The organism is Paenibacillus sp. Negev47 (assembly GCF_058313655.1).
The window spans coordinates 3,525,096-3,549,048 of the sequence record NZ_CM177754.1 but is presented as its reverse complement, the minus strand read 5'-3'; the positions used below and the strand labels follow the sequence as shown (position 1 = coordinate 3,549,048).

The following is a 23,953-nucleotide window of genomic DNA, read 5'->3' as shown; positions in this document are numbered from 1 at the left end:
AGAGATCTTCCGAGGCATATACAAATCGAAAGCCACATTTATCCATGTGAAAGGAAATCATTTTGATGAAAGCACGAGTGGTTTCCTACTTGGTTATCCATTTACACTAAGCGTGAGCAATTGTTTGAGGTTGTCATCAATAAATGTATTATCCGCACTGTTGATTCCCCGACCGGCAAAGTGCCCCCAGATCGATTGGATAGGTTTTAGCACCGCATTAGGCATGAGCTTAACCTCGTATTCGTTATCTTCCGCCGTACAAAAGAGATCCGTGCTTCCTGGCATAACGTAGGCAAGAGCTTGAATGCTTTTGAGTGCCTGATCAAAATCCCCATTATAGGAGGGGTTGACACTAATGTCTGCATGTTGGCCTGTCCATAACATGGTCAAGACATTGTGTGGATCCATCGTCATAAACACAGGCTCCCAGAAGTCGGCCACAAACGATGCGACTGAATCAAATCCCAACTCACGATAGAGCTCCTTTCTATAAAATGCTTGCGAAAATCCCCATCCTGCATAAGTACGACCCACAGCGCGCAAGTCTGCAGAAGTCAAATCATTGAGTTTGCTTGGTTCGAACTGAGCGACAGCCATAAGCGGGGCGCTGACTCCATTCAGCACCACTAAGGTCTGAGGCCACGGCTTGGCAATTCCAGCGATCGGCGCAATGCGTTCTACCATGTCGGGATATGTTGCTCCCCATTGGAATGCTTGAATGCCTCCCATGGACCAACCCACGACGAGAGCAATCTTTTGAATATCGAATTTTTCGGTCACTAGTCGATGTTGCAATGTCACGTTGTCATAGATGGTTACCTGAGGAAAATTAGCCCGATCAAATGGGGGAGGCGTGTTACTAGGGGACGAAGATAACCCGTTGCCTAATAGATTCGGCACGATAATGAAGTATTTCTCCGGATCGAGTGCCATGCCGTTTCCAATTAACCATTCATTCTGCACATGCTGGTCGCCAAATGCCGTTGGATAGATGATGACATTATCTTTCTTCTCATTTAATTTTCCATACGTCTTATACGCAAGAAAAGCGTTCGGTAATGTCACTCCGGATTGCAAGGTCACGTCACCCAAATTAAAAATTTCATATTCCATCATTTTGTCTCTCCCTTCAAGATGAAACTACATAAGTAAAATGTAATTTCTTGTTGTCAGTATAGGCCTGTGGTACTCTCAATAAAAGTGAATAGAAATCAATGCAGTATTCAATATTATTGAAAGTAAAGGGGAATTGAATGATGGAATTGCGCCAACTAACGACGTTCCGCACAGTGGCATACACGTTGAATTTCACTCGGGCTGCGGAAGCGTTGAATTATGTCCCTTCAAACGTCACGATGCAAATTAAAGCATTGGAGAATGAGCTTGGCGCTCGTCTTTTTGACCGACTAGGCAAACAACTCGTGCTGACTACTGCGGGTAAACGTTTTTTAACGCATGTGCACAGCGTTCTGGATCAACTGGAGGAAGCTCGCAGTGAGGTTCATGACAATGAACAACTGAGCGGCACTATAACGATAAGTGCCAACGAGGTACTCTGCGCCTATCGACTTCCAGTTGTCTTTCGTCTATTTCGTTTGCGCCATCCGGGAGTTCGTCTCATCTTCCGTTCCGTTCCCAATCAACAACTCAAGCAAACGCTCTTTGAGGGAACCGCGGATGTTGTCTTTATGTTGGATGAATCCATTCGCTCAACTGGACTTGCCGTCGAACCGCTGATCGAAGAAACATTCCGCTTTTTCGCGGCCCCAGACCATCCACTTGCGAATCAAACTGTACTTCAGTTGGAGGATTTTCACGGAGAAGTGTTTCTGACGAATGAAAAGGGCTGTACTTATCGAACCATGTTTGATCGTTCATTTGAGCAAAAAGGCATGGATACCATTACATACTTGGAATTTCAGAATGCCGAAGCCATCAAACAATGTGCCATTGCAGGTATTGGTATTGCTTTTCTTCCTGAAATAACAGCGGAAGAAGAAGTTAAACGGGGCGATTTAGTTGCCCTCCCATGGCAAATTCCAGACTTGCACGTGTACACACAGATGTTATGGCACAAAGACAAGTGGCTTTCACCAATCCTACTATCTTTCATCGAGGCAGCAAGAGAGGTTATCGCTATTGATTAGATTGTTTTCGTGCCCTCTAAGCATTTTTGCATAAATATCACTTTGTTGAAGCCAGCCTTTGCAGTAACTGGGCCGGATTTCAGTTCTTTTTGGATCCTATAACCGAAATGCTCATATAATTTTTGTGCTGATGGATTCGTATCAACAACCTCCAAATTGATCTTAGTCATGTGTTGATTCATTGCGAGCTGTTCCACCTTACTTAGTAACAATTTGCCTATTCCATGGCCACGAGCTTCTTCTGATACAACAATAGGGTCAATATGCAAGATATCTTCGTGATACAAATGAAATTTTAAATAAAATGCATAACATAAAAATCGCCAAGTCGCTTCAAATGGGGAGTACACGTTCCGAAAAGCTCTATAATTGGCTGGTGTGAATGCTCTTTTTCCAATATTGTATCCGAGAAATCCTACCACTTCTTCATTTCTTAATGCATATATGCCTTGTTCAAATTGAATAGACTGAGATAATAGCTTGACTGCTTGTTCTTTCGTTTTTGCATAAAACCACAGATGTTTAACTTTCAATGGAAAAGCTTCGTAAAATAAATGAGCAACTTGTTCATGTTGTTGTACATGAAGCTGCTGTGTGATTTCAATTTGGTTCATGGATATCTCCCCAATCCTTCACATAAGAGTTAATAGATGTTCTATCATTCATTTTCCTAAAATGAAGCAACGTGAACAATTCACATTTCTTTGAGTTGTTGGTACATTTCTTAGATTTCTTCTTATGTTGCTCGTGTATTGCTTATGATTAGTTAACTTGTAGTGAAAGGGGAAAATACAGGATGAGTGCTACGGGTTATTTGGCCCACCGTTCTCCCGTGAACGTACAGTTTCTAAAAGTTAAAGATGAACCGTTCCGATGGCATAATTCCATCGAAGTAGCGATTGTGTTGGAAGGTAGTATTCATGTTGCCATTGCAGATGAGCAAAGAACATTAGGTGCGGGTACAATAGAAATTTTCAATATCAATCAAGTTCACCGTTTATGGCAGACCGATGAAAACAATGTGGTACTGCAAATAAATATCGATGCTGAATTTGCAAAAGGATATTACCCGGATTTATCATATGTCTGGTTTGCGCATGAATTTAGCCCAGGAGCGTATCTAGGTTTAGAACGAGTAGAAGGAATCATTGAAGAAATATGCACGTTAATTACTCCAAGTTTAACTTCGAGCGAAGTGCCATTGTTAAGTTTAAAGAATACAGTCGAACATTTGCTGGACCTGTGCATTATGAATTTTGATGCGAAAAGAATGTTCGAAGGGAACGCAACCAAGCTGCAACGAATAGGACGAATATATGATTATTTGTTTAATCAAAGGGGGTTTATGAACAAAGCATCTTTGAATGACATCGTCAAACATACAGAGGAATATTTAAATTTGGATTACTTATCATCACAATTCAAGCTATTGATAGGCGATACGCTGCAAAACTTGCTCCATTACTTACGCATTGAGCAGGCCATTAAACAATTATTAACGACCGAACAGAGTCTGGTAGAAATATCAATCGAGAGTGGTTTTTCTTCGCCCAGGTATTTTTATCAACGATTCAATAAGATCTTTCCAGAAGGACCAAAAGTATTTCGTGAACAACATATAAAGAAACGGGAGATGAAAGAACGCGCCAGAGAAGTCATTGATCCAGCATTCGTTCTTGCAAGACATCGTAGATTATTTAAAATTCCTGAGACGATCAGCAATGAACGAAATAGATGGATTCACATCGACATATTTGGACCTGACGAAGAAAAATCAACACTGGAAGAAACTTTGGATTCATTAAACTGTGACGATATTCAAGCTTTGACATTGATCATTAACCAGTTCAGGGAAAACGATATTTTTCCTGTATTTGTCGTTAGAACAAGTAGTAAAGCTATGTCAGAACAGATAAGCGCAATACAGAAACTCCTTCATAACTATACCCTTACTTACGGCGCAGAATATATGAAGGGATGGAGAATTGAACTTCAATAATATGAAGGAATAAGAGAGCAAACACAGTCACGATGTTGATAAAAAAGTTGCGAAGCTTTGCTGCTTTGGATATGATTATCTAATGTTCAATCAACGTATACTATTTTACATTGCTTGAGTTATGCGAAAAGATAACACTTATGTAATCAATGGATGATAAAAGATAGTGAGGTAGAAAAAATGATCGCAAGAACAGAAGAAGACTTTAATGGTTTGAAGGAAATTGGTAAAATCGTCGGCTCTATTCGAGATGAATTGGTACAAAAAACACTTCCAGGTATAACAACTAAAGAACTTGACGATCTAGCCGGAGCGCTTTTTGAGAAAGCAGGTGCCATTTCTGCTCCAAAAAGTGAGTATGATTTTCCAGGCTATACTTGTATTAGTGTTAATGAAGAAGTGGCACATGGTATTCCGGGGGAGCGGGTTATTCAAGAAGGAGATATCGTGAATATTGATGTGTCTGGCTCCAAAAACAGTTATTTTGCAGATACCGGAATCTCCTTTGTCGTAGGCGAAGGCGAAGAAGTGTTAACGAAAATATGTGACGTTGTGAAACAAGCATTTGAAGCAGGTCTCAAAAAAGCAAAACCGGGTTCCAAAAAAAGCGGAATCGGAAAAGCCGTATTCCAAACAGCAAGACAGCATGAATTAACGGTTATTAAAAACCTTACAGGACACGGTGTTGGACGTGCGATACACGAAGCACCTGATCACATCTATAATTATAATGATCCATCGGATGATGAATTGTTAAAAGAAGGTATGGTTATCGCATTCGAGCCGTTTATCTCAACTTCAGAAGAAGAAGTCTACCAAAAAGGAGACGGCTGGACCTTTGCTACTAAAAATAGCTATGTAGCTCAAATCGAACATACGATTATCCTTACTAAGAATGGCCCAATCATTGTCACCCTTTAAGGTGTTTCAATTAAGAGTCGCTAAATTAGCGACTTTTTTATTATGTAGATCTGATCTTTATGCTATAGACAGAGGTGATTGATTGAGCACATCAACAAAGCGCGTCCAATTAATTGATGGACTGCGTGGATTCAGTCTGGCCGGCATCGTGATGGCGAATATGCTGGCTTTCCAATATGGAATGTTTGGCCAGAGTAAACCCCAACTGTTCGGGATTGGCGGTGCAGACCAGGCTTTCCTCTCATTCCTGCTAATCACTGTGGTGGGTAGTTTTATGCCAATCTTTGCATTTATGTTTGGCTTCGGAATGATTAAACTGTCGGAAAGTCTTAAATCACGAGATTTGCGACCAAAGTGTCATCTGGCTCGACGTTTTCTATTACTTTTTGGTATCGGAATGCTGCACATAATCTATCTTTGGGAAGGGGACATCCTGTCGTTTTACGGCGTACTCGGTTTCTTCCTGCTGATGTTCCTAAATCGGAAACCCAAAACGCTGCTCATTTGGGCGGTACTGCTACTTGTTGGAGCAGGGCTACTTGGTCTCCCGGCATCCAATCCGATGAATCCGCTATCTATTGAGTCGACTCATACGGATAACTATATCATTCAAAGTCAGGATGTATACGGTAGTGGCACCTACGCGGAGATCAGGGATTTCAGTAATAACGGCGATCCGTTCGGTGGGGAATTGGAGGTATCATACGCCCTAATAGCCCTGGTGTTAGCCCCACTTATGACGATACCGATGTTCCTGCTTGGCATGCATGCTGCCAGGATGGGTACGTTTAACGATCTTCAGGCCATGAGACATATGTATCTTCGTCGTGCCTTATTTTTGATTCCAGTTGGTTTGATACTCAAAGCATATAGTGAATTGGCGCCAAAATTGGGTGCGGGAGGATGGCCCGGAATGGGAATCGGCGGGACGCTTGGGGGAACACTGCTTGCACTCGGATACATATATGCATTTGCGCTGTTGTACGCGGGAAGCCGCCATTCTAGCCTGATGGGCAGGTTCGAGGCGGTCGGACGTCTTTCACTGACAAATTACCTGATGCAGAGCGTCATCTGTACGACAATCTTTTATGGATACGGCCTGGGACTATTTGGTCGTGCTGGCGTATTCATCGGAGCAATTATTGCAGTTGCTGTTTACGGAATTCAATTGTGGCTCAGCCCACTATATCTCAAGAAATTTAAAAATGGGCCGGTCGAGTATGTCCTACGGATTTGGACGTACCTATCCTGGAAAGGACAGCCAAGAAAGAAGAAAAAATCGAACACGAATTTGCATGAAAACGCGCATGGAAGATACGAATTTTTCACTTAACTTTAACGTTGGTTAGCAGCGAGTTGTTTCCTTTAGGATGGCGTCTTTCATGATTAATTTTGTGTGCTTATATTACCTTTATTTGTTATACTCACTGAAGAATAAGAAATCCCCTAATGTTTACTAGTATAATTAGTAATTATTTATAGATTCAACATAGCAACTCTGATACATAAGCTAACTAATATTGTACGGGCAGGAGTAAGGTATACGAAATAAAAGATACAGCGTATATCTCCGATTGTTTCCACTCGGACTTGAAAGGATCGTTATTGTGCTGAAAATAATTAATTTTCTTCTTTTCTTGCTGATCATTTGGGTAGCACTCCTGTATCCTTTTCGTTCTGCTTGGTTTGAAGGCTTAAAGCAGATTCCTGCAGATCTTCATGGTGTTTATTTACTTTTTTTGTTCTTTGGCTATCTGATATGTTCATCTGGTATGGGACTTATTGTTGGCAAGATGTTTTTTAAACGAAAAGAACAGTAGAACAAACGAAAATTGGTCTGCAGATGATACTATATTAAGTTCTGAGTTAAAAGGGGCCTGAAATAGTAGATAGGAGGCTGGAGAATGGATAGTGACATTTTAATCAATCAGTTCCTAAGACTTTTCCCTGAATTCCACGATTATTACATAGAACATCTGGATTTAAATCAAGAGTTTCTAGGACATGTGTTTTTTGGTGATGAAGTGGCTACTTACGTTGAAAGATTGCTTCGTGAAAATGATGACACAGAACTAATTGAGAACTTTTTTGATTTTTTTGAATGGATGGCAACTCAATCGAGCCTTTATATTGTACAAGTGTTATCTACTACAATATTGTATGATCTAGGTGGGCATACAGATATTTTGCAAAAAGCTCAAAGTTATATGAAGCCACGTACTAAAAGACTTTCTCAAGAAATAGAAGATTTACACTCAGGGAAATATTTTTTTATAGATTAATGTGTTGGAGATCAGGTTGAAGTGTGTGTAAAGATAAGGGATATTGCATGTCTATTTCAGCATCTATTGAAATCAGTTTATCAAAGCAAATCTCAAGAATAACTTCAACTAAGAAGGATTTCCTGCTGGAGTAATGTCTGATCTGGAGAGAAGAAGGAGCGAAATGCCCCTTCTTTTTTCTTTGGCTGATTTTCTTAAAAGCTCTATCCAATCTCCTTCTTGAGTAAGCTCAACGATCTTGCGCAAATCTGCAATAGAAATATTCGTAATCCACAACAAGTAATCAGATCTAACCAACTTAAGTCCTCTTCATTAAAACTCTTCTCCCACCTTGATCACGTTCAACGAATGGCAGTAATTCTTCTTGCTCAAAAACCCGACATTATTTTCCTCGCATCCAAAGATGTCCCTAATAATTGTGTTATTGGAGGTGTACCTGCCAAAGTAATCAAAGAGCTTGAATCGTAGGTTTTTCTAATCAGGCGGAATGCAGAGAAATCATTATCAACAAAATCCACAGGTAGGTATAATCAGCAGCTTTCACTTGGCGAAACTAGTTGTCCCAGAAGTAGAACACATAGTATAGTAAAAGTGGTGATTGTCATGAAAAACATACCATTATACAAGCAAATTCAACATGCAATAAAACATCAAATTACGCTCGGAAATCTGCGTTCAGGAGACCGAATTCCTTCGGAAAAAGAACTGGCCGAACAATTCCATGTCAGCTTAATAACGACCAAAAATGCTATGGCGGGGCTGGCAGAAGAGGGTGTGGTCGTCCGCATAAAAGGAAAAGGGACATTCGTGGCTGGTCAAGCCTCGTTCAAACTACGCATACCAATTGAGACATACCAAAAAACGGACGAGAGCCTTAAGGGTCATCACATCCCGTTACCTCCAAAAGCAAAAGAAATGATAGGAATAATCATCCCGTCCATGCGCACTAAAGTGGAGCAACGTCTGCTCGATGCAATCGAAAACGCTGTCAACGAAAACGGATATACGTTGGTTATCCGTGTTTCGAGAGGCAGTTCAGTGAAAGAACTCCTAGCTATTGAAGAGCTATATGAGTTGAAAGTTGTAGGGTTTGTGCTGTTTTCCATTGGGAGTGAACATGAACGACAAACGATTGACAGAGCTTCAAAACTAGGGTGTCCTTATGTATTAATTGACCGTTATTATATGGACAAGCCAAACATAAGCGTCTGCTCGAATAATATAGAGGGGGCGCATATAGCTGTAACTAATTTGGTTAAGCAAGGGTTTCGACAGTTTGCTTTAGTTACCCCACCCAAGGAGCACAGTGTCGTGATCGAACGAATTGCAGGTTTTGAAAAAGCGGTGACGAAAGCGCGTATATCACAAGAGGATATCATTCGTCTTACGATGCCTTATGAAATTTTTAATGAATCGATACAGAATAGAGAGCAGATATTGGACAATTGGATAAGTCAATATTATGGTCGATTTACAGCACTGGTGGCTGTTGACGTTGAACTAGCGCGTTTAGCTCATTATTCGTTAATCCGTACTATTGGCAGGGAGAGCGCAAAACGCGTAGCGATCGTCACGTTCGATGATCCCGGGATCGATGGTATTGCCTATGTTCAGCAAGACGAGAAGATGATTGGTGTACAGGCTGTCACCTTGCTATTGGATCAGATACATCACGGCGTACGAACCCCCAAAAAGCTCTTTGTGCCAATGGAATGGATTCCATCATCATAACAACAAGAAAGTAAAAAGAAGTGATCCGACATAACTACTGCCAGACCACTTCTTTTTATTAACTAATTATGGTGTTATACGGAAATTATCGAACCGTGTGTGATTGTTCATGGTTCGCAGGCCAACTTTGCCGTGCGTGAACGGATTCATGCTATTGTCCTTGTACGTAATCTTTGGTGTGTTCATATCACCAACATACACTGTAATTGTCGTGCCGGATGTCACTACCTTCATTTGCTGCCAGGTACCTGAAGCAATTGAAAGGGGGACTGAAGCGAGCGTCTCGTAGCCGTAGTTCATTTTGCCCAGGTAGACACCATCTGGCTTAATGAATGCATAGTATGCTTGTACATAATCCGGATTGTTCGCAAGTACTTTACCATTGGAAGGGTTGTTAACCCGAACCAGTATTCCAGCATCCCCACTAGTATCAATTAGTTTAATGTCCGACTCAACCGTATAGTCAGCCCAAGACTCTTTGCCTATCGTGGTCTTTCCGAAAGTGTTGCCTGCAGAATCGAGCTCACCACCAGTAGTAACTGACCAGTTTCCCTCGAATCGTGTCCAGCCATTATCATTGCCATCATTAAAATCATCTGCCATGCCTGTCACTGCCTCACCGCGCGTAAATGTCAAATCGCTGAAATCGAATTCTCCTTTCACAAACTCAAACCGTAATTCATGATTGCCAGCAGTCAAATACAATCCTTTCTTGCTGGCCGTTGTCCAGTTCTCCCAATCACCTGAATTAGATGCACTTACGATGCCTGTCAGATCGGTTGCCCCGTCCCATACCCGGAAGCTTGCATCGTTGAACGTCGTGGCTAGTCGAACATCCAAATCATAGTATCCGGTCTCGGCTACATTGACACGGTATTTAAGCCATTCGCTAGTCTGATTCCATCCAACAACATTCTTGCCTTCAGCCGCGGAGCTGCGAATATCAACTGCGTCCTTCCGATAGGTACCTCCAATATTAGCTGCTGTAAGATCATGATAAGCAGTTCCTTCACTTCCATCCATATAATGAACGGCCTCAATTTTGCCAGGCAAGGGTTTATACGTGTTCCAAGCACTGCTACCGTTCACTTTATTACTGAATGCCGTATAGCCAAAATCAGCGTGTGCATCCGTAGTCGTGTAACCGATCTTACCACCGTTGAGTCCATCAATGGTTCGAGTCTGCTTCTTCATTCCGTCCATATAAACAGTGAAGGAGGTACCAGCCTTTTCTACGCGGATCTGATGCCACTTGGAATAGTCGTAACCTGCTGGAAGCGATGCATATTGCCAGCCCTGGCTCACGCCTTCTACAACGTAATTCGTCTCCAAACGATTTTTATTGCGATTCAATACCGCCACGCCATAAGAATTCTCATTGATATAGGAGAAGACAGCACCATATACAGGGTTTTCAGTGGTACCTTGTTTCAACTGTTTTAAGTTAAACTCGGCCGTATAATCGCTGGCGCTTTTGACTGCTGTGACCTGACGGTACGTTGATGCTGAACCTATGGTATCCTGCCACATGAGCTCTTGGTTGTAAATCCCCCATGTGCCGCCACCAACATTCGTCCAACTGTTGCCGATCGATGTTCTGTTAAAGCGTTCCTCAAAATCCGGTAATTCCGGATTTGGTTGTGATGCGGTTGTGGGTCCCTGCACGAGAAGCTTGTCTCCATTCCAAACGATCCGATCCATATTCATCTTACGTCCAGGGTAGGTTATATTCCCATCAGAAGCATGACTATGATAAACGATATAATCTGAATCAAGGTCTGGCCCTTTGATGATTGAATTGTGACCAAGTCCGACATTGGAGCCTTCGGTATTAATAAGGATTGGATTCATGTTCGCCTCCGGTTTGAATCCAACCGTTGGACTGCTGGCCGTTGCATAATCGACACGGTAGGCAGTGCTCCAAACGTGGTTTCCAGTGTAGGTCATGTAGTATTTCCCGTCTCGTTTAAAAGTGGTTGAACCTTCAGTCCATCCAGCCATGGATAATCCGGTTGCGACTGGGGGACCAAATGTAGTTGGGCTTGTCATCGGACGCGCAGCAATTGTATTTTCCCCGGTGGAGTAGAAGTACCATTTGCCGTCATCGTCGATGAAGACATTGCCGTCAATGCCCATACCCAAGTTGCTTGTTTGAAGTGTGAATGGGCCAGTGGGGCTGGGGCTGGAAAGTACGTAGTGACCACCGCCTCCTGGGGAGGTATACATGTAGAATTGGCCGTTCCAATATACAACCTCGGGAGCATACGCCGCCTTGGTCACTGCCTCCGTCGAACATAAACCGCGATATGTCCAGTCAACCAGATTTGGGGATGACCATACTTTCACACCTATCGAGTCATCTACTGTGCTGACATACAGGTAGTAGGTCCCGTTGAACTTCAAGATGTACGGGTCACCCTCACCATAAAAATCGCTATTCGACCAATGCCAAGAGTTTGATAAATTAAACGGATTATTGTACGCATAAATATTGGTGGGCATCAGAAAGCATAAGGCTGCACTTAAAAACAGGATTCTCCATTTTTTCATATTGCAACTCCTTTATTTTTAAATGGCTTTTAAAAAATACATTTCAAAATAGAGAGAAGCACACCTCCTGAATTCAAAATATGAACGATTTCTATAGTGGAGTATAACAAAGGGGCGCACGGATTCTTATAACCAATTAGATATAATTTAAAGGTCTTTATGCGTGAGGCCAAGCCAACAAGGTGGTTGTGATTGCCTGCGTGAGCTGAAATGCTGCTTAACAAACATTGGCTGGTTTTTTTTGTGGGCTGATAAACGGTTTAATTGTGTTTGTGCTGGTTATTCAGTAGAATTATCTTTAATTTCTATCGTCCAAAGGAGAGCAAATACGTGCTGGAACTCAGCTTTAACGACCCGGAAAAACTGGTAACTATAACCCATGCCCTGTCGACTCGTTCCCGGATTGACATTCTCCAGCTTTTAAATGTCAACAAATTAAACATTATCGAAATTGCCGAAGCGCTGGACCTGCCAGTGTCAACGGTAGCTAATCATATTAAAGTGCTGGAGGCGGCCAATTTAATACATACGGAAATGCTTCCGGCTTCCCGTGGGGCAATGAAGGTATGCACCCGCAATTATGATGACATTCACATCGTATTGGATCGGATTACATCATTTTCCAAACGCGATACAAATATCTATGAAGTTCAGATGCCGATAGGGCATTACAGTGACTGTGAGGTTTCGCCAACATGTGGTATGGCGAGCTCGGAGGACATGATTTTGAAGGAAGACGACCCGGCCAGCTTTTATCACCCCAAGCATATTGATGCTCAGATTATCTGGCTGGCAAAGGGATACCTAGAATATTTGCTTCCGATGGATATTCCACAAGGCGCAACGATTGAAGCTTTGGAATTGTCGATGGAAATCTGTTCTGAAGTAGCAACCTATAATAATGATTGGCCCTCGGATATTTCCGTATGGGTTAATGGCATTGAGATCGGGATGTGGACAAGTCCCGGAGATTTGGGCGACCGCCGTGGTAAATTGAATCCGGCATGGTGGTCTGATGGTTCTACACAATACGGCATTCTCAAAAAATGGCGTGTGGACGACAACAAGACCATGCTGGACAAGGAGAAAATTTCTGATGTGTCCCTGTCAGATCTTCACCTCGGGGATAAACCCAAGTTAAGATTACGCATTGGAATTCATCCGGATGCTAAGCATCAAGGAGGCATCAACCTGTTTGGCAATGAGTTCGGGGATCATGAACAGAACATTATTATGCAGGTAAGGTATACGATGAATGCGGGTGATAAGGATGCGCCATATGCCCAATAACGGTACCTCGTTCATCGTGAGTATCGAGCGTTTTAAACCTATCTGGTTTCATCTGGAGCAAGCGTAGTCAGCCCATCTTCCAATCCGGAAACGGCCTATATGGTCCGGGCCATCATTCCTTTACCAAATCTCCTGATGGAACCGAAGAATGGATCATGTACCATACAGCGAAGTTCAACAATTCCGGTTGGAATCGGGAGATCCGGTTGCAAAAATTCACATGGAAGGCTGATAATACTCCGAATTTGGGGGCACCGGTGAATCCCAATGCTCCAATTGCCTTGCCTTCGGGAGAAAAGTCAGTTGTTCGATACGAAGGTGAAGAGGGGACGTTCGGGGGGCATGAAAGCAGGACATATCGATACAGTCGACAGCTATGTAGAATTTAATGCGAATGCAGCCTCCGCTGGCCAATGTATTTTGCTGGCAAGAACGGCAAATGGTACGGCTGGTGGCAACTGGTCCAATCTATTGCTGAGTGTGAATGGAGACACAGCGAGTCCTTTTCATATCACTAACAAAGGGTGGGAGAACTGGGGACTGTCTACTGCCCGAGTACAGCTGAATGCCGGTGTGAACAAAATTCGTTTTTCCAAGGGTGAAGGTTATGGAGAACTGGACTTTTTTGATATAAAACCTGTGAACTAGATGTTTATATAATACGATCAGAACCCTGTCAGGCCCTCGCGGACCTTGGCGGGGTTTTGTCGTTATGGAATTGAACCTTCCGAATTCATGTAATAACTCTATTTAATACAAAATAAATAATTTAATACAGTAATATTGACTCTTTTGGGGTATACCAGTAAGATTATTGTAATATACTCATAAAATGAGGTGGGAATTCTAATGCTTGAGCTTAGTTTTGATGATCCGGACAAGCTTGTGATAGTGACTCATGCCTTATCCACACGCTCCCGAGTTGATATTCTTCGCCTTCTGATTTCGAAGAATCTGAATATCGTAGAAATCGCTGAAGCCCTCAAACTTCCAGTGTCTACCGTAGCAAGCAACATCAAGGTACTGGAAGCAGCACGGTTAATTAATACAGAACTGTTGCCCGCCTCTCGCGGAGCTATGAAGGTATGCAGCCGTAATTATGATGACATTCACATTGCGTTGAATACGGAGAAGGCCCTACCCAAAGGGGATGTACAGGTTTATGAGGTAGATATGCCTATTGGTCATTATAGTGATTGCGAAGTATCTCCTACTTGCGGCATGGCGAGTGCCGATGGGATGATTATAAGAGAAGACGAGCCTGCCAGCTTTTTTCACCCCAAACATATTGGAGCCCAAATTATGTGGTTCCGCAAGGGTTATGTAGAATATTTAATGCCACTTGAGATCCCGACTGGGGCTCGGATTGAATCGCTTGAACTGTCCATGGAAATCTGCTCCGAAGCGCCTAACTACGACCACAACTGGCCATCGGATATCTCCGTTTGGATTAATGGTGTAGATATTGGCACGTGGACGTGTCCCGGAGATTTTGGAGACAGAAGAGGCAAACTGAATCCTGCCTGGTGGTACGAGTGGTCTACTCAGTATGGATTGTTGAAGACATGGCGAGTGGACAGGGAAAAGACAACTTTGGACATGGAGAAAATTTCCTCTGTAACGTTGAATCAGCTTAATCTGCAGGACACCCATAAGTTGAGAATGCGTGTAGGCATTAAACCGGATGCTGTTTATCAAGGGGGAATTAACCTCTTTGGACGGCAATTTGGAGATTATGATCAGAATATTAAAATGACACTGAATTATGTAATGGATCAGGGAGTTTGGTAAAAAGAAGCTTTAGTTGCGGACATACTGTAACTAAAGCTTCTTTTTAATTGACAATTACATAAAAATCATTTGAAAGCGTTGACATTAGATAATTCCATCGATATAATCCCCGTATAGATACAATATTAGTGTAATAAATTGATTATATCGTTTGTATCTATAAATCAAGAACAAAGGGGATACTCGCATGAAAAGAAGAATGGGCTTGTTGGCACTCACAATACTTTTCTTACTATCAATGGTTCTAAGCGCATGTAATGGAAGCGATAGCGGTGCTGGTGAAGGGGATTCCGGTGATGGAAAAGTGACATTGTCTTTCTGGACGCTATTCGATGGTGGAGACGGTGCGAACATGCAGACATTGGTTGACGAATTCAATAAATCCCATCCTGACATTGTAGTGAAAAATACCAAACTGGCATGGGGTGAGTATTATACTAAACTCATTACTGCTGTTGGTAATGGCAATGGACCTGACATCGGTATTTCCCACTCCTCCAGGCTGCCCGATCTGATCGATCAAGGCGTTGTAACTGAGCTCGACACACCCGCTACAGATGCAGATGTGGACTGGAATTCTTACAACCAGAATCTTTTGGATGCGGTTACAGTGGACGGCCAGCATTATGCAGTGCCCATTGATACACATGCTTTTATCATGTTCTACAACAAAAAGTTACTTAAAGAAGCAGGTCTGCTCGGCAAAGATGGAAAACCGGTGTTGGAGCAATCGGCTGATGGTTTTGTAAGTTTCCTTAAGACACTAAAAGAAAAGTTGCCGGCTAAGGCTACTCCGTTTGCACTGTCTAATAACAATGATGATCCTTTCCGTCTATGGTGGTCGTTGTATACGCAGTTGGGTGGCAATGATGTAGTATCGGATGATCTGAAATCCGCGGCTATTGATAAAGAAAAAGGGATCCAGGCAGCCGATTACATCCAGAAGTTATATACCGAAGGTTATATCAAGAAAAATGATCCTGATTTCTATAAAAATTTCCAAAGTGGAACTGCCGCAATTACGATGACGGGTGTCTGGACAACAGGAACCTGGGAATCCACCAAAGATTTTGAATTTGGTGCTATGCCGATTCCCAAATTTTATAATCAGGAAGCAACATGGGGAGACTCCCACACGATTGTTCTGCCTTTGACTCAGGATGAAGACGAAACCAAACGTAAAGCGGCCATGATATTCGCCGATTGGGTTGCAGACAATGGCCAAGTATGGGCCAAAGCTGGCCATATTCCTTCCAAACCATCCGTTCTAGAAAAACAGGAATTTAAGGATATGCCTTATCGCAGCGATTACTCCGAGGTGGCAAGTGTCGTTAAATTCAGCAAACAATCAACCAAAACTGCCCAAATCCGTGAAGAAGTCGCCTTTAAATTTTTGAATGAAGTATGGGTCAACAAAATGACACCGTCTGATGCCATGAACAACATGGAGGCAGGCATTCAGAAAATACTGAGTGAATAGAAGGAAGACGGGACACGCAAGCTTGCGCATGGGTAAGCATTATCGCGGGCTTGCGTGTCAATCAAAGGGGAGACGGGTATGAAGTTCAAAAAAATGAGGGCGGAGATGCAGGCACTTGTATTTCTACTTCCATTCCTAATTGTCTATGTATTGTTTACGATCTGGCCGATGATCAAAGGCATTGAAATGACCTTTTACAAATGGACACTAATTAAAAAAATGGAGTTTGTCGGCCTGGATAACTTCCGCAAGGTACTTCAGGACAGGGAAGTTTGGGAAGCGATATGGCACTCGACCTTCTTTGTTTTTCTAAGTACTCCGACCATGATTGTACTCTCCATTGTGCTGGCACTGATTGCGAATCGAAAATCGGTTTTGCAAAAGTTCTACCGGATTATCTTTTTTATCCCAAGTGTACTCTCGGTTGCTGTCGCAGCTTACCTAGGGTTGTTCGTATTCCAGCCTTATACGGGTTTCGTCAATTCCGTATTGCACCTCATTGGGCTGCTACCCCAAAACAGCGAAATTTTTTGGCTGACCGAAACGAGCCTGGCCTGGATCGTCATTACAGTCATTACCTTGTGGTGGACGGTAGGTTTTAATTTCATTCTGTATCTCTCGGCAATGCAGGAAATCCCGGATGAGATCTATGAAGCTGCACGTTTGGATGGCGCAAGTGATACTCAGATATTCTGGAGAATAACGCTTCCTTATCTAGCTCCACTGACCAAAACCATAACGATGCTGCAAATCATCGCTTCATACAAAGTATTTATGCAGATATATGTTATTACGGGCGGAGGGCCGTTGGATCAGACTCGTCCAATTATTCAGTTGATCTATCAAACCGGATTTAAGAATAATAACCTCAGTTATGCCGCGACGATGTCCTATATATTATTCGTCATTCTACTGGTGTTATCGGTGCTGCAATACTGGATTAACAACCGGAAGGGAGCGGATAGCTGATGAAGTGGCTGTTTCGTACGGGTTCTGCATTGATGGCTGTAATGTTTGCGGCTCCGCTGGTGTGGATGCTTGTCGTCTCGATTAAGGAAGAAGGCATGAAGATCATCACAGTCCTGGACTGGTTCAAACCTCCCTATTCTTTAGCCGTTTACGAAGAGATTCTAACGACGACCAAATTGTCTCAGTGGATTGCCAATAGTTTGTTCGTGGCAGTGGTTGTAACGGTGCTCACTGTCATTTTTGCAGCAATGGCGGGGTTTGCGCTGTCCAAGGTACCGTTTCGCTACCGTACCATTGTTTTCTTTTTCATCCTTGGAGGGCTGTTGATACCAGGGGAAGCTACCATTATTCCACTCTATCAGGTGGCGAAAGATCTTCATTTGCTGAATTCATACAGCGGACTTATTATTCCGGCTCTTGCTTCGCCCGTAGCTGTCATCGTACTCAAAAGTTTTTTTGACGGTGTTCCCAATGATCTGTTGGAGAGTGTACAGATTGACGGTGGTGGTTTCTGGAGGATATTCACCAGCATTATGTTACCGCTCACCCGTCCGGCAATGGCCTCCATGGCCATTCTGACGTTTATTGGTTCCTGGAACAATTTCCTGTGGCCGTTCCTGTCCATAACTGATGATAATTTATTTACACTACCGATGGGCATTCCTACGCTGATGGGTCAATACTCCGAGGATTATGTAAAACCCATGGTCATCAATGCAGTGGCGTCAGTTCCTATTATTATTCTGTTTATCATTTTCGAAAAGCAGATCGTCAAGGGAATCAGCATGTCCGGAATTAAGGGATAATGTGAGCAAGTACGAATTTCATAAAAACAAAGCAGCTATTGCAGGCCAGCGAGCCCAATGTAGCTCAAAGAGATGGGAGAAACGATATGACGACTAAATTTTACAGTAAAGATTACCCAAGACCACAATTTGTACGTAAGGACTGGCTGGATTTGAATGGAGAATGGGACTTTAGTTTTGATGACAATCAGGTGGGCGAAAGCGAGCATTGGTATGATCAAGCTCAATTTCCGGAAGGACTCCAAATTAAAGTTCCCTTTACCTATGAAACACAGGCGAGCGGAATCGGGATTGAGACGTTTCATCCGCTAGTTTGGTACCGCAAGCAAGTCGTCATCCCTCAAGAGGTCAAAGGGAAGAGAACCATTTTGAATTTTCAGGGTGTAGATTATCGCGCCAAATGCTGGGTGAACGGAACGGTTGCGGGTGAACATGAGGGGGGATATGCGGCATTTTCCTTCGACATTACACCTTATATCACTTACGGTTCGGAGAACAATATTGTTCTTGAAGTAGAAGACAGTCAGAGCGCGATGCAGCCACGGGGGAAACAACGCTGGGTAGATGAAAATTTTGAATGCTTTTATGTGCAAAGCACCGGCATATGGAAAAGTGTTTGGCTGGAGCATGTAAGTGAAGCACGGGTTGAAATGGTTAAGATGACACCGGATATCGATCGTCATATGATTCGTTTGGACTTTCAATTAAATGGAATAGTAGGCAAAAACAACTTGCGTTTGGAAACAAGGATTGAGCTGAAGGGTCAGCATGTGCAAACCATCAGTCTGTCTCCAGATCGACCTTGGATGACCGTGGAAGCCAGTGTCAAACATGAAGCGGGTGGGCCATGGAAACAGTCTTTGTGGTCTCCGGATTCACCGAACCTATACGATATCGAGTTTGTGATGTACGAAGATGAGAAGGAAATCGATCGGGTTCATTCCTATTTCGGCATGCGAAAAATATCCATTGAAAATGGGCAGATTCTGCTGAATAATTCTCCATTGTACCAAAGACTGATTCTGGATCAGGGCTATTGGACGGAGAGCCATTTGACCCCGCCTTCAGTGGAAGCACTGATTGAGGATATCGATAAAATTGCCGAGATGGGATATAACGGAATCCGTAAACACATGAAATTGGAAGACCCACGCTTTTTATATTGGTGTGATGTAAAAGGCATGCTGGTCTGGTCGGAAATGGCGGCGACCTTTGAGTTCAATGATGATGCTGTTACCCGTCTCACCAAAGAATGGCTGGAAATTGTACCACAGCAATATAATCATCCCAGCATCATTACCTGGGTTCCGTTTAATGAATCGTGGGGAATACCTACGATAGCCCACGAGGTGAGACAGCAGCAGTTTACGCAATCCATCTATCATCTGACCAAGGCCATCGATCCCTATCGCCCGGTTATAACCAACGACGGATGGGAGCATACGGTATCGGATATTTTGACACTCCATGATTATGTGGAGTCAGGAGAAGCTTTTTCGGAACGGTATCAGGATAAGGACATCATCGTAAATAACAAAACCGCCTCCAATCGATGGAAGTTTGCTTTTGCCGAAGGTTACCACTATAAAGGGCAACCCATTATCATCAGTGAATTCGGCGGGATTGCTTTCCAATCGGATAAAGGCTGGGGTTATGGCAATCAGGTGGACTCAGTTGAAGCCTTTATCGAACGGTTTCGTTCCATCACCGATGCGATCAAAGCTGTTCCCTATATTTCGGGATATTGTTACACACAGGTCACGGACGTGCAGCAGGAGATTAATGGTCTGTTGACGGAAGATCGTCAGCCGAAAGTACCGCTGGAAGTCATCCGCAAAATCAATCTGGCATGAAGCCTCAAGCATACATTACAGATTCATGGGGAACAGGAGTGTAGATCACAATGTTACGAGAAGATTATCCACGACCGCAATTTGTGCGACAAAACTGGATGAGTCTGAATGGGCAATGGGAATTCGAATTTGATGACGATCATCGTGGACGTTCAGAAAAATGGAGCGAAGGTACCCAAACGTTCAGTCGTCGCATTTAGGTTCCGTTTGCCTTTCAAAGTCAGCTTAGCGGTATTGAAGATCCGGATTTCCACGACAACGTCTGGTATAAACGCACATTTGAAATTCCGGATGGGTTTATAGGCAAACGTCTGCTGTTGCATTTCGGAGCCGTGGACTATGAAGCTTCTGTCTGGGTCAATGGACAGCTTGCGGTTCTCGGCATGAAGGGGGACACACCCCTATTCATGCCGAGATTACAGACGTTTTGCAAGAGGGAACCAATGTATTAACGGTGCAAGCGCTGGATTACAGCAAGGATGTGACGTTACCCCGCGGAAAGCAATTCTGGCAGGAACAATCCGCACAAATATTTTACACTCGTACGACTGGCATATGGCAATCGGTATGGTTGGAGGCTGTGGACCCAATCCACTTGCAGAAAGTGCGCATGACCCCGGATGTTGACCGGAACCAAATAAATGTTACTTCTTATGTTCATGGGACACTGGATGCGCGGGATGTCAGACTTCGTGTACAGATTTCCTACCAGGGGGAGGAGCTAACTGCGGATGAGTACCGGATCAGTGCCAAGAAAGAGAGTCGCACCATTGGACTTCCCAGGTAACCTTCTCCACTAAAAATACGCCGTATCTCATTCCGAGATATGGCGTTTTATTTGTTACCACTGGTCGGAATATTTGATAATATGTAGAGAGCCTGAATCAATACGAGAGAGAGAGATCTAGGAGGTAGGCAATAGTCCATGAATCTTATATTTCCGCTAGTTAACACATCAGAAGAGGTCGCAGAACTGTCCCGATTGGCCTCAGTAATTTGGCAAGAATATTATGTGTCCATCATTACTCTTGAGCAAATTGATTACATGATCCAAAAATACCAATCCGAATCAGCCATTACTGAACAGATTTATCAACAGGGATATGAATATTATTTCATCCAACGTGATGACTCTCCTGTCGGATATATGTCTGTTAAACAAGAGGAGGGTAAGCTGTTCCTAAGTAAATTTTATATTGGGAAGGAACACAGGGGACAGGGCTACGCCAGCCAAGCGCTCGCTTTTCTGGAGCAATTATGTATAGAACAAAGTATGAACCTGATCTGGTTGACTGTAAATCGTCATAACGAATCAAGTATTGCTGTGTATGAGAAAAAAGGATTTCAGACGGTTCGAGAACAAGTTGCTGATATTGGCAATGGATTTGTGATGGACGATTTTGTGATGGAAAAAGAAATCATCGTTTCTTAAACAAAAGAGACAATTTGCGCATACTAACATAATGTCAGATGTCGAAACACATGCATCGTCACGCTGAAGAAGTCGCTTAACTGGCGGCTTTTTTGGTTTGAAAACAATGATTTTGGAATGATTATGATAAATGAAAGCCCTTTCTTTATTCTATGATATACTACGTTGTAACCGGCATACCATAAATAACGAAGATTTCCCTAATCTCTATATCCTCTTACTTTCACTCGTAAAGGAGATGTCATGATGTTTAATGTTCTTGTTGTTGACGATGAGTGTGTTCAAAGAGAAGGAATTAAGAACTTGATTGCTCATTATGGCTTTCCTTTTCACATCATGGAAGCGGAGAACGGAAAGACCGCGGAACGGATTCTGGTTCAAAATGCAATTGATATCCTGATCACTGACGTCAAGATGCCACTCATGGACGGACTGGAACTTAGCAAGCAAGCACGTAAAACGCAGCAGAACCTGGATATTGTCATTTGCAGCGGATATGATGAATTTGAATATGCCCGCAGTGCCATTCGACTGGGTGTCGTGAATTATTTGCTTAAACCACTGGAAAAGGAAGAGTTTTTGCAGGTCATGGTGGATATCACAAAACTGAGCCCGAACGGCGGGCAGTCTGAACCTGAATCCATGGAAATGAAGGTTATTCTGCAGGTTAAGGACTACGTGAAGGATAATCATCAGAAAGATATTTCATTGTCTGAAGCGGCTCATGATGTGTATCTGTCACCAGGATATTTAAGCATTTTGTTTAAAAAAGAAACCGGGGAGAACTTCTCGAAATATTTGACGGATTACCGGCTGAACCGCGCAAGTCATTTGCTGGTTCACTCGAATATGAAAATCAATGATATTGCGGTGGCTGTCGGCATTGACAACCACTCCTACTTTGCCAAGCTGTTCAAAAACAAGTTCGGCATCAGTCCGTTACAGTTCAGAGAGTGCGGGGTGCTTCATGATCGGGTGGATCAAGAGCAGATTCAATGATATCCGATTCCGTAACAAGCTGTTGCTTTCGCATCTGGTCATTGCGCTAATTCCGATTCTTCTGCTTGGACTGCTCTCCTTCATTCAATCCTATCGTATTCAGATGAAAGAGCTACGAAGTGAAGCGGAAGCAAGCCTGGAGCAGGTGGCGAGCATCATGGATTACAAAATCAACCGGTACAATACGCTGAGCGAGTTTATGGTACTTAATCGAGACTTCTCGCAAATCTTTACCAAAGATTACGATGATAATTATTATAATATGTACCTGGATCTTCGTGACATTATGGAACCATTGATCTCAAACATCAAAATGATGGACGATAATATTGAAGGGATTACCTTCTATACTTCCGGAGAGCTTCTCGGTATTCGCAATAATATATTGCCAATCGGGGAGTTCAGGAGCAAAGCGTGGTACGACGGTTTCCGAGGCAGACGCTGGGTTGTGGATGGAGAGAAGCTCTATCTGGTTCAGCAGTTGATCAGTAATCCGAAAGACAGCAATTTTATGGTGATTTCCATTCAGCATGACAGCATCTTTGGAGATCTGGATAATCTGTCTGAGCATGTGTCCGTTCATATCGAAGACTCGGATCGGCATGTCATTTTTCAGGAAAACAGAAAGCGGAATGCTGCAGCCGAATTGGAGAAAAGGGAGCCCAGCGATCTGAGCCTAAACCGATCACTTGCCAGCAATGGTTGGACGATCCACTATGATCTGCTGAATACCAATGCGTACGCGAATGCGATGGGCATTTTTCAAATTACGCTGTTTGTCATTTTCCTCAGTTTGATCGTTACTTTTCTGTTCATCTATATTATCTCCAACAACTTTACGCGCCGAATTCTTCGTCTGAAATACAAGGTTGACAAGGTGGAACGGAACAATCTGGATGTGATCATTCAGAGTTCATCCCGGGATGAATTCGGTGAGCTGACGAACGGCATCGGTAAGATGCTGAGAAGAATCAATAGTCTGATCTCACAGGTATATCATGCCGAGATCGCCAAGAAGGAAAGTGAATATAACAGGCTGATCAGCCAGATTAATCCCCATTTTCTGTACAATACACTCTCATTTATCCGGTGGAGGGCCGAGAATAAGGCAGATATTGAAACAAGTTATATGGTATCGGCATTAGCCCGTTTCTACAGAACGACATTGAACCAGGGGAGACATATGACCACGATAGAGGCTGAAACCCAGCATATTAAGGCATATCTGGATCTGCAGCTCATTATGAACGATGGTCTGTTTGACGTGGATTATGATATTGATGAAGAGTTGCTGCAAGCTGAAGTGATTCATTTTGTTTTACAGCCTATTGTGGAAAATGCCATTAAGCACGGTTTTGTGGAGCCAGCTGCGACAGATTACTGCATTCAGATTACGATCTGCCGGGTGAGCGAAGGTATAAAATTAGCTGTAATGGATAACGGCGCAGGCATGACGCCTGAACAGATCGCGCGGTTGCTAACCAGTGAAAATGGGGGATGCGGCGTGAGGAACGTAAATGACCGAATCAAGCTGTATTATGGACAGGATTATGGACTCGCCATTCGAAGTAAGCCGGCGCACGGAACAGAAGTGTCTATGGTGATCCCGAAGTCTTAAACTTAAGCAGTTATACAAAAATAAACGCAAGAAATGAAGGCGGTTGCTGCGGCAGCCGCTTATTTTGTTTCCCACACAAGTAATT

Annotated in this window: 24 protein-coding genes; 20 read left to right on the top strand and 4 right to left on the bottom strand. The window is 43.1% G+C overall.

Translation table 11 applies throughout. The annotated features are described in order from the left end of the window. Positions 1-93 precede the first annotated feature (93 nt). Positions 94-1,113, bottom strand: a complete 1,020-nt coding sequence (locus AC4G47_RS15880; RefSeq protein ID WP_491106722.1) for an alpha/beta fold hydrolase — start codon at positions 1,111-1,113, stop codon at positions 94-96. Positions 1,114-1,256: 143 nt separating this feature from the next. Here AC4G47_RS15880 and AC4G47_RS15875 point away from each other — a divergent pair, with 143 nt between their 5' ends. Beyond that, positions 1,257-2,147: a LysR family transcriptional regulator gene (locus AC4G47_RS15875; RefSeq protein ID WP_491106721.1), complete on the top strand. Its 891-nt coding sequence runs from the start codon at positions 1,257-1,259 to the stop codon at positions 2,145-2,147. Here AC4G47_RS15875 and AC4G47_RS15870 read toward each other — a convergent pair. After that, positions 2,144-2,761, bottom strand: coding sequence for a GNAT family N-acetyltransferase (locus AC4G47_RS15870; RefSeq protein ID WP_491101760.1), 618 nt, complete (start codon positions 2,759-2,761; stop codon positions 2,144-2,146). The genes AC4G47_RS15875 and AC4G47_RS15870 overlap by 4 nt on opposite strands. Before the next feature lie 182 nt (positions 2,762-2,943). Between AC4G47_RS15870 and AC4G47_RS15865 the strand changes: the two genes are divergently transcribed. From AC4G47_RS15865 to AC4G47_RS15850, 4 genes are all read left to right on the top strand, one after another. Continuing rightward, positions 2,944-4,146 carry an AraC family transcriptional regulator gene (locus AC4G47_RS15865; RefSeq protein WP_491101759.1) on the top strand — a complete coding sequence of 401 codons (1,203 nt, stop codon included), beginning with the start codon at positions 2,944-2,946 and terminating at the stop codon, positions 4,144-4,146. A gap of 180 nt (positions 4,147-4,326) precedes the next feature. Further along, positions 4,327-5,067 (top strand): type I methionyl aminopeptidase, encoded by a 741-nt coding sequence (gene map, locus AC4G47_RS15860; RefSeq protein WP_491101758.1) that lies wholly within the window; start codon positions 4,327-4,329, stop codon positions 5,065-5,067. An 82-nt stretch (positions 5,068-5,149) separates the two neighbouring features. After that, entirely contained in the window at positions 5,150-6,400 is a 1,251-nt protein-coding gene (locus AC4G47_RS15855) for a DUF418 domain-containing protein (protein WP_491101757.1), read from the top strand. Positions 6,401-6,971: 571 nt separating this feature from the next. After that, a complete protein-coding gene (locus AC4G47_RS15850; RefSeq protein ID WP_491101756.1) occupies positions 6,972-7,349 on the top strand; it encodes a DUF7674 family protein in 378 nt (125 codons plus the stop codon). A 108-nt stretch (positions 7,350-7,457) separates the two neighbouring features. Here the strand turns inward: AC4G47_RS15850 and AC4G47_RS15845 are convergent, their stop codons facing one another. Continuing rightward, on the bottom strand, positions 7,458-7,646 hold the full coding sequence (locus AC4G47_RS15845) for a hypothetical protein (protein ID WP_491101755.1): 189 nt from the start codon (positions 7,644-7,646) through the stop codon (positions 7,458-7,460). A 306-nt stretch (positions 7,647-7,952) separates the two neighbouring features. Between AC4G47_RS15845 and AC4G47_RS15840 the strand changes: the two genes are divergently transcribed. After that, complete coding sequence (locus AC4G47_RS15840) at positions 7,953-9,080, top strand: GntR family transcriptional regulator (RefSeq protein ID WP_491101754.1); 1,128 nt, start codon at positions 7,953-7,955, stop codon at positions 9,078-9,080. A 66-nt stretch (positions 9,081-9,146) separates the two neighbouring features. On the opposite strand, the gene AC4G47_RS15835 is transcribed toward AC4G47_RS15840, so the two are convergent. Continuing rightward, positions 9,147-11,630 carry a family 43 glycosylhydrolase gene (locus tag AC4G47_RS15835; RefSeq protein WP_491101753.1) on the bottom strand — a complete coding sequence of 828 codons (2,484 nt, stop codon included), beginning with the start codon at positions 11,628-11,630 and terminating at the stop codon, positions 9,147-9,149. Between the two features lie 330 nt (positions 11,631-11,960). Between AC4G47_RS15835 and AC4G47_RS15830 the strand changes: the two genes are divergently transcribed. From AC4G47_RS15830 to AC4G47_RS15765, 14 genes are all read left to right on the top strand, one after another. After that, positions 11,961-12,920 (top strand): ArsR/SmtB family transcription factor, encoded by a 960-nt coding sequence (locus tag AC4G47_RS15830; RefSeq protein WP_491101752.1) that lies wholly within the window; start codon positions 11,961-11,963, stop codon positions 12,918-12,920. Positions 12,921-12,970: 50 nt separating this feature from the next. Further along, positions 12,971-13,309, top strand: a complete 339-nt coding sequence (locus AC4G47_RS15825) for a family 43 glycosylhydrolase (protein ID WP_491106720.1) — start codon at positions 12,971-12,973, stop codon at positions 13,307-13,309. Continuing rightward, positions 13,224-13,568 (top strand): carbohydrate-binding protein, encoded by a 345-nt coding sequence (locus AC4G47_RS15820; protein ID WP_491101751.1) that lies wholly within the window; start codon positions 13,224-13,226, stop codon positions 13,566-13,568. Before AC4G47_RS15825 ends, AC4G47_RS15820 begins: the two co-directional genes overlap by 86 nt. A 201-nt stretch (positions 13,569-13,769) precedes the next feature. Beyond that, complete coding sequence (locus AC4G47_RS15815) at positions 13,770-14,711, top strand: ArsR/SmtB family transcription factor (RefSeq protein WP_458126948.1); 942 nt, start codon at positions 13,770-13,772, stop codon at positions 14,709-14,711. Between the two features lie 187 nt (positions 14,712-14,898). Continuing rightward, positions 14,899-16,191 (top strand): ABC transporter substrate-binding protein, encoded by a 1,293-nt coding sequence (locus tag AC4G47_RS15810; RefSeq protein ID WP_491101750.1) that lies wholly within the window; start codon positions 14,899-14,901, stop codon positions 16,189-16,191. Positions 16,192-16,269: 78 nt separating this feature from the next. Then, complete coding sequence (locus tag AC4G47_RS15805; protein ID WP_491101749.1) at positions 16,270-17,160, top strand: carbohydrate ABC transporter permease; 891 nt, start codon at positions 16,270-16,272, stop codon at positions 17,158-17,160. Then, positions 17,160-17,966 carry a carbohydrate ABC transporter permease gene (locus AC4G47_RS15800; protein WP_413408796.1) on the top strand — a complete coding sequence of 269 codons (807 nt, stop codon included), beginning with the start codon at positions 17,160-17,162 and terminating at the stop codon, positions 17,964-17,966. The genes AC4G47_RS15805 and AC4G47_RS15800 overlap by 1 nt, the downstream gene beginning before the upstream one ends. 86 nt (positions 17,967-18,052) lie before the next feature. Next, positions 18,053-19,819, top strand: coding sequence for a glycoside hydrolase family 2 protein (locus AC4G47_RS15795; RefSeq protein ID WP_491101748.1), 1,767 nt, complete (start codon positions 18,053-18,055; stop codon positions 19,817-19,819). A 50-nt stretch (positions 19,820-19,869) separates the two neighbouring features. Then, positions 19,870-20,019 carry a hypothetical protein gene (locus AC4G47_RS15790; RefSeq protein ID WP_491101747.1) on the top strand — a complete coding sequence of 50 codons (150 nt, stop codon included), beginning with the start codon at positions 19,870-19,872 and terminating at the stop codon, positions 20,017-20,019. 33 nt (positions 20,020-20,052) lie between these two features. Further along, complete coding sequence (locus tag AC4G47_RS15785) at positions 20,053-20,271, top strand: sugar-binding domain-containing protein (protein WP_491106719.1); 219 nt, start codon at positions 20,053-20,055, stop codon at positions 20,269-20,271. After that, positions 20,247-20,606, top strand: a complete 360-nt coding sequence (locus tag AC4G47_RS15780) for a hypothetical protein (RefSeq protein ID WP_458126952.1) — start codon at positions 20,247-20,249, stop codon at positions 20,604-20,606. The genes AC4G47_RS15785 and AC4G47_RS15780 overlap by 25 nt, the downstream gene beginning before the upstream one ends. 138 nt (positions 20,607-20,744) lie before the next feature. Continuing rightward, positions 20,745-21,251, top strand: coding sequence for a GNAT family N-acetyltransferase (locus AC4G47_RS15775; protein WP_491101746.1), 507 nt, complete (start codon positions 20,745-20,747; stop codon positions 21,249-21,251). Between the two features lie 243 nt (positions 21,252-21,494). Next, complete coding sequence (locus AC4G47_RS15770) at positions 21,495-22,250, top strand: response regulator transcription factor (RefSeq protein WP_491101745.1); 756 nt, start codon at positions 21,495-21,497, stop codon at positions 22,248-22,250. After that, positions 22,219-23,868 (top strand): sensor histidine kinase, encoded by a 1,650-nt coding sequence (locus AC4G47_RS15765; protein WP_491101744.1) that lies wholly within the window; start codon positions 22,219-22,221, stop codon positions 23,866-23,868. The genes AC4G47_RS15770 and AC4G47_RS15765 overlap by 32 nt, the downstream gene beginning before the upstream one ends. Positions 23,869-23,953 lie beyond the last annotated feature (85 nt).